This is a genomic window from Butyrivibrio sp., from assembly GCF_024699075.1.
Window position 1 is genome coordinate 1 of the sequence record NZ_JAILQF010000216.1, and the last position, 12,113, is coordinate 12,113.

At 39.1% G+C, this 12,113-nt stretch carries 11 protein-coding genes; all 11 read right to left on the minus strand.

The genetic code is table 11. The features are described from left to right. Positions 1–680: LacI family DNA-binding transcriptional regulator (locus tag K6G87_RS08440; RefSeq protein ID WP_296835829.1), on the minus strand; the 680-nt coding region annotated here is incomplete at its 3' end. Positions 681–758: 78 nt separating this feature from the next. Then, the gene (locus K6G87_RS08445; protein ID WP_296835831.1) at positions 759–2,951 is read right to left on the minus strand and encodes an alpha-galactosidase; all 2,193 of its coding nucleotides are present in this window, start codon (positions 2,949–2,951) and stop codon (positions 759–761) included. A gap of 265 nt (positions 2,952–3,216) precedes the next feature. Further along, a complete protein-coding gene (locus tag K6G87_RS08450; protein WP_296835833.1) occupies positions 3,217–4,647 on the minus strand; it encodes a methyltransferase domain-containing protein in 1,431 nt (476 codons plus the stop codon). A gap of 141 nt (positions 4,648–4,788) precedes the next feature. Next, complete coding sequence (locus tag K6G87_RS08455) at positions 4,789–5,754, minus strand: hypothetical protein (protein ID WP_296835835.1); 966 nt, start codon at positions 5,752–5,754, stop codon at positions 4,789–4,791. Beyond that, entirely contained in the window at positions 5,751–6,314 is a 564-nt protein-coding gene (locus K6G87_RS08460) for an RNA polymerase sigma factor (protein ID WP_296835837.1), read from the minus strand. Before K6G87_RS08460 ends, K6G87_RS08455 begins: the two co-directional genes overlap by 4 nt. Positions 6,315–6,450: 136 nt before the next feature. Next, the gene (locus K6G87_RS08465; RefSeq protein ID WP_296835840.1) at positions 6,451–7,149 is read right to left on the minus strand and encodes a metallophosphoesterase family protein; all 699 of its coding nucleotides are present in this window, start codon (positions 7,147–7,149) and stop codon (positions 6,451–6,453) included. Positions 7,150–7,217: 68 nt separating this feature from the next. Further along, the gene (locus K6G87_RS08470) at positions 7,218–7,829 is read right to left on the minus strand and encodes a hypothetical protein (protein ID WP_296835843.1); all 612 of its coding nucleotides are present in this window, start codon (positions 7,827–7,829) and stop codon (positions 7,218–7,220) included. A 200-nt stretch (positions 7,830–8,029) separates the two neighbouring features. Next, positions 8,030–8,863 (minus strand): hypothetical protein, encoded by an 834-nt coding sequence (locus tag K6G87_RS08475; protein WP_296835845.1) that lies wholly within the window; start codon positions 8,861–8,863, stop codon positions 8,030–8,032. 191 nt (positions 8,864–9,054) lie between these two features. Beyond that, positions 9,055–9,573 (minus strand): GNAT family N-acetyltransferase, encoded by a 519-nt coding sequence (locus tag K6G87_RS08480; protein ID WP_296835848.1) that lies wholly within the window; start codon positions 9,571–9,573, stop codon positions 9,055–9,057. Between the two features lie 29 nt (positions 9,574–9,602). Beyond that, positions 9,603–10,367, minus strand: a complete 765-nt coding sequence (locus tag K6G87_RS08485) for a hypothetical protein (protein WP_296835849.1) — start codon at positions 10,365–10,367, stop codon at positions 9,603–9,605. Positions 10,368–10,370: 3 nt separating this feature from the next. Further along, entirely contained in the window at positions 10,371–11,903 is a 1,533-nt protein-coding gene (locus tag K6G87_RS08490; RefSeq protein ID WP_296835851.1) for an ATP-binding cassette domain-containing protein, read from the minus strand. Positions 11,904–12,113 lie beyond the last annotated feature (210 nt).

Consider the following 12,113-nt stretch of genomic DNA (forward strand, 5'->3'; position numbering starts at 1 on the left):
TCATTATTGATATCACGGTCATTAAGTATCCAGTTCTTATTGATCTCTATCCCATGTTCCATCATGGCTCTGGCATACCCCAGATACCTGTCGGTTATGGAAGAGGTTGCAAGAATTGTTCCAACATATCCTATATCAGTATGACCTTTATCAAAAAGATAATTGGTCAAAATATAGGAGCCATAGTAGCTTCCGGATACTACAGAGTCTTTCTGATGTTTCCTGTCACTGAAATCCATATAAAAGGTTGGAGTTTTAAGCTTATCGTCAAGCATATTAAGATATTCTTCGCTCAAAGCTCCCATGATAACAATTGCATCGACTGTTCCGTCTCCTATTATGTTAGGAAGTACCAGCTTTTTCTCATCATCGTCACTTAGTATCTCAAGCATGGTAAAAGATCCCATCTTAGCAGCCTTTGCAGAAAATATCTGATACATATGTCCATAGAAAGAGTCAATATTACCTATATATCTGCCGCCTATCAAAACACCAATTTTGTAGCCCTCATTCTGAGATGCAGCAAATGACTTTTGATAACCTCTTTCTTTGGCTATCTCCATTATTTTCTGTCGAAGCTCTTCTCCTACGCCCTTTTGGCCTGACAGAGCTTTAGATACTGTAACTGTGCTGATTCCAAGTTCTTTGGCAATATCCGACATTGTTATTTTCTTAGGCATATATCTTTTACTCCTTATGCTCTTCTTTATGTTCTTCCTTATGCTTTTCCATACGCTTTTCCATATGCTTTTCAGGAATCAATCTACTGCAACCAGATGGATAAGTTCAGACTGATAATCACCATAAAGATCAGGCATAACAAGTCCTGCCCTTTCCAGTGTAGATCCTTTTATAATTATATCACTGCCTTCTATCTGATATGATACATTCGGAAGAAGCCCGGGAATATTAAGGACTTTTCTTACCGGATTAGGTGCACCAGTTACTTTGACATAGGTTATAAGTGCTTCCTTTTTATCTTTACTAACAACCATATATGCGTCTGTCTCATGGTTTCTTTGATATGATGCAATCCTGTAATAATCACCACTTCTTACCAGATGATTGTATTTATGATACATGGAAACCTGACGAGGAATATCATTTCTATCCTCTTGAGGTATCCTTGTTATATCAAGCTCATAGCCAAAAGTTCCCGCAAGAGCCACATCACCCCTTGTCTTAAAAGGTGTTGTTCTTCCAACTGTATGATTAGGGCAGTCAGAAACATGTGCTCCCATAGTGCTAAGAGGGAATATAAGACTTGTGCCTTCCTGAATCTTGAGTCTTTCTACAGCATCTGTATCATCAGAGCACCATATCTGAGGACTGTAATACAGCATTCCTGCATCAAATCTTGCTCCGCCTCCTGAGCAGTTCTCAAGAAGAAGGTCTGGAAAATCTGTTACAAGTTTCTCCTGAAGTTCATATACAGCCAGCATATATCTATGGCTAAGTTCACCCTGAGTGTCGCTTTCAAGCCCTATAGAGCCAAGATCTGAGAGCTGTCTGTTCATATCCCACTTTAAATATTCTATATTGGCGCTGTTAAGAATATCTTTGATCCTGTCATAGACATAGTCCCTTACCTCTTTTCTTGTAAGATCAAGGACATACTGATTACGGCTTCTGCATGGTTCTCTATCAGGGATCTGAATAGCCCAGTCAGGATGAGCATCAAAAAGTTTAGACTTTGGAGATATCATCTCAGGTTCCATCCAGATACCGAATTTCATACCTATTGAATTAACATTATCAACGAGCTTTTTAAGTCCGCCTTTAAGCTTATTCTCATTAACATACCAGTCGCCAAGGCTTGAATTGTCATCATTTCTCTCTCCAAACCAGCCATCATCCATTACAAGCATCTCTATACCGCTATTTTTGGCCTCTTTGGCAATAGCAAGGAGCTTGTCTGAGTCAAAATCAAAATAAGTAGCTTCCCAGTTGTTTATAAGTATAGGACGTTCCATATCCTTATATTTACTTCTGATGAGATGATTCCTATAAAGATCATGAAGCGTTCTTGTCATTTTCCCAAGACCTTTTGATGAATAGGTAAGCACAACTTCAGGAGCCTGGAAACATTCCCCTTTTCTTAATTTCCATCTGAAATTCTTGGATCCTATACCCATGTACATTCTGAGACTATTAAACTGGCTTTTGCATACGCCAGCTTCAAAATTGCCTGAATATACAAATGAGAAGCCATATACCTTACCTGTATCCTGTGAATCTCCATTTTGAACAAGTGCCATGAAAGGCTGGAACTGGTGAGATGATTCTCCTCTGAAGGATTCAATTGAAACATCTCCATAACCTATATCCCTGAAGTCCATCATTCTCTCTCTTGCCCAGGATCCATGCAGTGTTAGAAGCTTATAATCTTCCTGATTCATATCCATAGTCATGGACATTACTTTATCAATAAACATATCATTATCAGAATCATTTATAAGCTTTACAGATCTTATTATGGTATCAAGCCCTTCAAATATACTGTAGGAAAGTACAGCCTTAAGACCTGTTACTTTGTCTTTTAATACAATTTCCAAAGACATGGAATCTGTATCTGTTCCAAATGTTGCAGGAAGATTTTCCAGTTTCTTTTTGCCCTTGAAAATCTGATGGGATTCATATGACAAGAGTAGAGCGCTATGACCATTATGATCTGTTATCTCGATTCCGCTTTTCCTGTAATCTCCGACATTATCTGATGTATATTCAAATGGATATCTATCCAAAAAAGAGCTCCTGTCACACATAGTCCGTGTAGGAGCTTCTTGATTTTTAGGCATGGTAAGAAGATAAGGTACATCCTCATAAGCTATTTTATCTCCATAATAAAGATGTCCAAGGAGACCTTCTTCGCCTATTGCACTTATTACATAGCTGGTATTATCTGTATCGATGACAAACAATCTGTCTTTTTCATTAAATCTGATATTCATAAGAGGCTATTCCTTTCAGCTAAATTATAAACTTAATTTTAACTAATTTTAGCTAAAAAGCAATAGCAATTGTTATAGCTTTTTGCTCACTTTTTATTATTTCTTGCTATAAGGATTTTGAGCAAAGGATGAACTCTGATTGATTTATATATTAGAAAACACTCTGATTGATTTCTATGTAAGAAAGTACTCTTGTATAAACGACTAACGAGCTATACACAGTGTAACTTGCTATTCTTTCAACATCCCAAAACTGGACTAATAATTATTCGGTACCCTTCTTTGTAATATAAAGTATATATGTATCGTTAAATACGATCCTGTCTCCAGCTTCCTTCACCGCACTTCTTAAAGCTTCAAAAAACTCTGTACGAATCGGTTCCGGAATCACAATATGATCACAATGCGTTCCCGAAAAAGCCACATACTCGTCTGCGCTGAACACTCTTTGACCTTTGAACTCATGCTTTTCGACTTCGGTGAATCCGTACTCCGGAGCCGCAGTGTAATGGAACGCTCCATGTTTGTATGGAATGTCCGGCTTATAGTACCTGTCATATAATCCCTGAATCTTATCATACAGCGCTTCATTGGTCGATCTGTACTCAGCGGAAGTAAACATCATTGCAAGCGTTCCACCGGGTTTTAACAGTTCAAAGGTTTTGGTAAACGCGGTCTCCTCCGGAATCCACTGAATGGTAGCCGCCGAATATATCATATCAAACTTCATATCGCCAAAATCATGGGTGATAAAGTCATCGTTCACAATATTAAAGTTTGGCAGCTTTCCGAACTTTTCCTTCATCTTACGATACAGATGCACTCCTAGTTCAATCGCATGATATTCACATCCTGTGCGAAGCACAGGTTCTGTCGCCTGACCGGTTCCAGGTCCAATCTCAAGTACGCGTTTGCCAGGGCCGATCTTTGCTACGGCATTAAGAAAATCAAACAGTTCCTCACTATACTCAGGCCGAAACTTATCAAACTGGTCCGGGATAGTGTCAAATACTCTTCTAAATTCATCCTGCTCCAGCTCTTTGATATCTTCGGCCGCAATCGTGCGAAGTTCTCTGTTTTCAACGCGCCAGATCGTTCCGACAGTTTCTATCCGCCCTTCTTTTATAAAAAAAGCACTCATGTCTTCCATTGCATAAACCACGCGGTCCTCAGACATGCGAAGTGTCTGTTCATACCGCCATGTATCCTTCGGATCGTGATGACAGCTTACCGTAATGTTAGTAAACTCAAGTCCCCGGAAAGGATCCATCGATTCTGAAAAATCCACGGTATTTATGGCCATGTTCATGGAGCCTGCACTTACTCCGAAGATTGCCGCATGAGAGTCAAGTAGTGCCTCGTAGCAATCCTTCCTGCGGGTCAGGTCAAGCTGCTCCTCACATACACCGCCGCCCATAAGGAAAATACAATCTGCATTCTCCACCAGTTTCTTTGCATCAGAAGGGTCAGTTCTATTATCTATTACACAATGATTCTCAAAAGAAAGCCCCTGCTCGGCAAACATTTCATACATGCCATCGCAGTCATCATCATTCTGAGCATAGTCATTCGGACACGCTGTAATAAAAACTATGCTTTTTCTATGCTTCAGCTCTTCCCGTAACCGCTTCGTTATTTCTTCTGAAAAGTGATGATCCGGAAAGCCGCTAAATACCGCCAATAATTCTTTTCTCATAATCCCCTCCACGGCAATTACATTCCTACAAACTCATTATTCTTTTACTATACTTTTACCCACCCTTATAAAGTTGAAGGCTGCACGAATGCAGCCTTCTTTATCTATCATTATTGTACTAACAATACCATATCTTCGCAATCAATCTATCTTTTCCATTAGATATCCATATATGCGAGCCACCTGTTCTGACTCCTCTTCTTCAGGTGTAATGAATCTAGTAAGATCATCATACTGGCAATATCCATCTTCATCTACTGGAACATAAATACTGCCGGTGGTTACCCTGTAATGATGTTCTTCGATGCTGCCATCCGTAAATGTAACTGATATCGTAAGTGTTGCGCCATCCACAAGATCGTAGCATGCTTTATGGTAATCGTATCCATCCCAAATATCTTCATACTGTGCAGTAAGTTCATCTGTTAAGTACATACCAAATGACATGGTATTATCGTAGGCGCCTTCGTAGGTTTCTCCTGTGAAAACAAAGTGATCAAAGTGATCTATATAATCTTCTGTAGATTCCAGTTCATCATCCGCTAACACAGCATCATAATCCAGTCCAAGTTCACAATAATCCCACTTTCTCCTCAATTCTTCATACTCAGGATCATCTTTTCCTACGGGAACTACTGCAAAAATCTGACATTTATCAGTAGATATCTTTACATCTGCTATATTTTCACCTGAGATCATGAATCGACCTGATAAGTATCCTCCTATTCCGCTGGTGCAATCATACGACGACAATTCCAAAATATCACCGGAAGAAACAGAATCTTTTTTCTCTTCAGGAACCGGTTCTGCGGCATTTGCTGTGATGACAAACATGTTCTCCGATGACTGTAATGGAGTAGTAGTAGAATCTGCCCCCTCGTTGGTCTGAGTGTTGTATGATACATTGTTTTTCATAAATCTCTGCCAGGGTTTATATATGTTTAGGCTACAAATAATAAGTGCAGCTGCAGCTATTACTGCAATAGCCTTAATGACTGATTTTCTCCTTGTCTTTCTTTCAGGAAAAGAAATCTTTTCTTTTCCATTCCTAAAAATAATCTGATCATCAATTCCATTCATTGCTTTATATAAAGATTCTTTTGTCATGATACCAAATATTCCTCCTTCTTTAGTCTTTTCGCAAGCTTATCGCGAAGTCTACTAAGAATGACTGCTACATTGTTCTTTTTTAGACCAAACTTTTCTGCTATCTCTTCAATACTCTCAGTGTAAAAATATCTGCATGTAAAAATATCTGCATCTCTGTCTGGGAGGCTTCTGACAAAATCACCTATTATCGAAGATAGTTCTCTTTCGAGTGCCTTTTGCTCAACATTGTTCCTATCAGGAACGCATTCATACAGCTCGTCAAGAACTTCAACAATAACACCATCTCCACGTTTCCTTGCATGATTCATTTGGAACATATTAAAGGCCAGATTGCGAGTTATCTTAGCAAGAAACGATTTAAAAATCCTCGGTCTGGTTGGAGGAATACTTCTCCAAACCTTCATGTAAGCATCATCCAGGCACTCATCTACGTCCTGACTGTTTCCTAAAATATTGCTCGCTATTGTGTAGCAGTAATTGCCATATTTCCGGGATGTTTCATCAATTGCACGCTCATCCCTTCGAAAAAACAGCTCAACAATCTCTTCGTCTCTCATACATACTCCTTTTCCATCTATTCTGTAAGCTTACACTTATATAGACAGAAAAAATACCAATACATTACAAAAAATATAAAAATTTTCAAAAAAATAAACCCAGTTCACACAGAACCGGATTTACATAATAAAATCTTCAAAATGACTCGCTTATCCTATACTCCGGAATCCCCAGCTCCTTTGATGCCATTTCAAAATAGTGGTCATCGATATTAGGCCAGGGCGTTGTATCGCCAGCCTTCCTGGCAAGTTCTGCTGCAAGCGATACCATATCTGCCGCATGGTCTATTCCTGTCAGAAGTATCTGGATGTTACTATTAACAAACCACTTTCCCTTTTCGAATAGTCCTAATGCGAAGATATCGCGAACAACCTTCTTGTTATCGTACGGAATCTTTAAAAACTCAGGTCTCCAAACACTCTTTCCATCCTGAACATCATCCCTTAAGATCATGCACTGGGCAAAGCCTGCATCCTTAATAGCTATTCCGACGCATCCAGCATTGAAGTAATATTTATCTTTATAAGCAAACTCTCCCGGAAAATGAGTATGCGCGCAGATCATATAGTCACAGTCGATCTTCTCAAGCCAGTACTTAGCTTCGCCGCTTCCAAGCTGGATCAGCTGCCTTGAATTATCAGGAGATCCGTGACAGCACTTTATCGTTGGATACCCTTCCTTAACATAATCAAAACTGATGGGTAGGCTTTTAAAGAACTCAAGATCCTTGTCATCAAGCAGTTCATAAGCATATTTAAGATTCCCGCTTGCAGAATTATAAAGCCATATATTTTCACTGATACCTGCTTCAATATCCCTTTGCTGACCAAGCATATAGTCTTCGCGGTTACCCCTTAGAAGATGGCAAGTATTATAACTGCCTCTTTTTATCCTTATTACATCTAAACTGATCCGCTCATATTCTTAAGCCTGTTATACTCACTGATAAAAGCCTTACGCTCAATAGCTGTAAACTTCTTTGAATGAATATCTCTGAATGAATAAAGGTATGAATAGTTGTTATCAAGAGCTTCATTAACTTCATCATAAAGCTCAGGTGACTTTTTTAGTTCATCCATTTTTTTAGTATAGAAGGCGTTATTATCCATGGAGTTAAATCCATTTATCACCTTGCCAATCTTACCAAAAGCCGGAATATTGCCATCTTTGAGCCTGTTTAAATTCATACTGAAAGCATAAATATGGCCGTTTCTTTCTGCAAGGAAGCCATGTTCACATACGCCTCTTTTATAATTACCTGTAGAAAAGACTAAAAGGCCTCCCCAAAAAAGGACTGTTACAGCAATAAGCATGGCTATTCCACCATCTGTAAGAGCGCCTGTGCTTTTAGTAAACATCTTGATATTGAGAATCATAAAAACAGTCGGAAAGACAGCAATGACCCCGCCCAGGATCATCTCAATATATGCTATAGGTACAACTCTATCAAACAGATATATCTTCAAAGAATCATGATCAGACTTGTTATCATCCCTATTTTCAAAATAATCCATATAATGCTCCAAAATCTTTAGTTATTAGTAAAAAGTTCAAGCTTAGCAAAAAACCTATTTCCATTTTTTTGATATCGTAACCCAACAAGAAAAAAATGCAAACCATATACGGTCACACCTTTCTCATTTTTTACGCTTTTCTTTTATTCTGTAAGTACAGCGCCACAATTAAGTTCTATCCTAGTTTTCTGCCTTACTCTTTATGACCAGATACCGATCTCAGCCAGATAACCGTTTTTGATCTTAAAGTTAAGACCAAGTCCAGAACCTATCATATTTGCAATATAAGCTGCAAATTCATCTTTGCTCATATAAATTGGATCCTGCTCACCACCGCCTGAAAGGAATTTTGTTTCTGAATTGATCTTAAGAACATAAGTTCCCAAACCAATTTCAATCGTATTCCAATTTGAATCATACTGATAAATTGTAGCTTCAAGGATTACCTCGTCCCCTGAAACTGTAATACTTTTAATATAATGTGAACTGTACTCAGTAGGTGCAGCTACAAAATCAGCATTATAGCTTCCATCAGGAAGATTTGAGATCCCACTGGTTTCTTTTTTATCTTCTGATGTTGACTTTTCGGAAGAGTCCTTGCTCTTGGATGCATCATCCTTCTTAGTATCACCCTTTGAAGCATCGGAAGAAGCCTTTTCTGTTGCATCAGATGCTGCTGTATCAGAAGCCTTATCTGTTGCTGCAGATGAAGACTTGTCTGTTGCATCAGATGACTTATCTGATGCCGCATCATCTTCTGCGCCCAAATCCTTACTAGAAGCATCTGTGCCTGCTGCATCTGCGGCTCTATCTGATGCACCGCCTGCTGCCACATCTACTGTATTATCATCCTCATCATTAGAAGAAGTCTCATCAATAGCCCCATCTGCTACTGTACCTGTTTGCTGGCCTTCACCTGTGCCCTGAGCTTCTTCAGATGTCTCTAATGTCACACCTGTATCATCACTACCATTTGCGCCGCATCCCGTTGCTAACATCGCAAGGATGAGCATTGCTACTACTTTTTTCTTCATAACCAAAAGCCTTTCAACTACTATTGCCTTCTCAAATACTTATGGCAATCATTATAAATTATAAAGTTATCTATACAAATGTCAAAAAGACGAAAGTACTGCCAGTTCTGTTGTTTCTGTCAAATCTATAAAATCTGTCTATTCTGTCAATTCTGTAAAATCTGCCATTTCTGTATGGAAATATATATTTTCTACAAGTTATCCAGCATACAATCTTTTCGTTTTAGTACATTGCCCTGAAGTTTAAGCTCTTTTCCCGAATCAGTAACAAGCTCTTCTGTCTCAAGAGCCTTGATCTCATAATTGTCAGATAATTTATCAAGCAGTTTGTTGCTTCCGATATTTCGAACATCAGCTTCGTAAAAAAACTTACTTTTCCCAAACTTTTCATGCGCATAGTCCAGTGCAAACTTTAATGCCTTAAATGCATAGCCTTTCCCCTGCTCTGATTCTATGATCCATACTCCAAGTTCAGGAACTTCCTCTTTAAGTCCATGTATTTCAACGCTTCCAATAAATCTTTCATCAGTATCAACCACCGCAAACAGCAGCATCTCATCTCTTGTCATTTCATCGATAAAGTCCTGAAGTACTTTCTTTGCACCATCTATACTCTTAAATGGATCCGGCCACTGATACCTTGTTATCTGATCAGTGAACTCAGAAAAATAGTCATCTAAATATTTCATGTCAAAAGGCTCAATTCGCATTATTTCATTCCTCCCAGTAATAATCAGTATTAAATATCATATTCCTTGGATTTAAGAATCGTACATTTATCCCCAAACAGTTCCTGACACATCCTAAGCTCTAACTCCTGCCTGTGCTCTAAATGCGCAAGCAGTCCTTCATTCCCGGATACACCATACTTCTTTGCATAAGGCGATTCATCAAAATACCTGATCATAAGCGGATACCACATCTCATTACCATCATCATCAGATCGTTCCTTCCTTATAATATCTATACTTTCAGGAATATTTTCCGTTTTTAAGTAATATATATGCATGTCCTTACCCTCAAGAGCCTTACAAACTTCTCTATAGAAATCAATTATCTCTTCATCTGACAAGCACCTGTACAGGATCATATCTTCAACTGTATTCTGGAAAAGAGAGCATTCAAAGATCATCTTATCCATATTCCACCTGCGATATCTTCCAAGTACAATATCCTTAAACTCGTCAAAATCCCTTCGCCCATTATAGATCTCATACTGCTCAAGATCCCTGTGGAATCCCGGAACATCAGTAATGATCTGCGTATAGCAGATAATCGTATGCTCATCTTCCCTGATGCTCTTAGCCTCTATTAAAGACTTTATCTCACTATATTTTTCTAAAATACTGTCGTACTGATCCATGTTCACATAGGCACACCATGCAAGCTCAACCGGCGAATAATCGCCTTCGCGAACGGCTTCATGATCCTTATATTTATCTGATAGTTTCCCTACCAGAGTACTCTTGCCACTTCCTTGCAATCCTTCAACGAAATAGTTCATATATCATTCAAGTCCTTTCTCTGTCAATCTATATGTTCTGGTACATACTTCTTCTATATATTTTCTGTCATGTGATATACTTATCACCGCTCCTGGAAAAGAAGCTATCATCTTCCTGATAACAGGACCTGACAGGGGAGAGAAGTTTCTCGTAGGTTCATCAAGGATAAGAACATTGGCATCAGACAGACTCATTTTAAGAAGAAGCACCTTGGCCTTCTGACCACCGGATAACTCTCTTATTGGATGATTCATCTCATCAGCTGTATATTTTAGCGATCCAAGATAAGTCCTGATGCGGGTTCTTACTGCCTTATCTCCTGTATCATCAAGAAATTCAACAGGAGTCACATCAAGATCAAGAAGTTCCTCATAGTTTTGCGGCATGTACTGAGCTCTAATATCGCTCCTTGCAAGAAGCTCTTTAGCCATCTTTTTAAGAAGCGTAGTCTTTCCTGCGCCGTTAGTTCCAACTATGCATATCTTCTCGGGCCCTCTTACCCGTAAGAAGATGTCTTTGGCCAGAACCTTAGAATCATCAGGTGTTCTCAGCTCATCAAGACTATACTCTATAACGGTCTTACCGGCAGGCATCGCGGCATCTTCCTTGCCAAGTTTAAAAAATATAGCTTCTTCCTTTTCAGGCATCTTGGTCATATTCTCATCTTCTTTGGCAAAACGCTTGCCCATAGCTTTTACCGTATGCATCTTGTCTTTGAGATTCTTGCCTACTGCCGGCGCCTGCCTGGAGACATTAGAAAGAGCATGCTCAACGCTGTTATATACTCTTGCGTATTTTTCATCCCTAAGCCTCTTTTCCTTACGGTCATTAAGTGCCTGCTGTTCCTGCCTCTCAAAGCTCTCTGCCCTGTGCTTTATATAATGCTTATAATCATCTCTGACTATGGAGTATCTGCTCTGCGTCTTTCTCCTGATCTGTTCAATATGGATGATCACGTTAGCTGTATTCTCAATAAGGGTCTCATCATGCGATATGAAAAGAACTATGTGTTTCCAGTCATTGATTAGCTTTTCTAAAAGCTCCAGAGTACTGATATCAATATCATTTGAAGGCTCATCAAGCAGAAGAACCGTAGGATTATCCATAAGAAGCTTCATAAGCTGAGCCTTGACCTTCTCTCCGCCTGATAAACTCTCCATTATCTGATCGCTGTAAAAAAAATCTGATGACAGGGCAAACTTTGAAGCCATTTCAGCAAGTTCCTTTGGCGTCTTGTCAAAAAAGAGCTGTGCCATAGAGAAGTACTCATACAAAGTCTTCTTTTTATCTTCCTGTGGAAGCTCCTGCGGCAGATGCCCCAGCACTTCGCCTCCTGTAATACGTTCTCCCGTGCACTGGGCATAATCTTCCGAAAGCTCCGGATCATATATCCATTTCATAAGCGTTGACTTGCCATTACCTTCTTCCCCAATGATAACAGCCTTATCCCCATCATTTAAAACCATGTTGAATTTATCAAGAATAATCCTTAAATCTTTGCGATGTGTTATAGTTAAGTCTTTAATCTGCAGCATATATCGCCTCCTATTCTGCTGCCTATTATTTCTGGTAAAAGGATGTATCTTCACAGAATATCCTTATATACAAAAATAAGCCTACTTTGCATACGCAAAATAGACTCACACAAATAGACCTACTATTAGTATAAAAAACAGGCCACGAATGCATGATAATCCAGTTTAAGCGTACACAAAACAGCTGCCATAAGCAGCATTTTCATTACT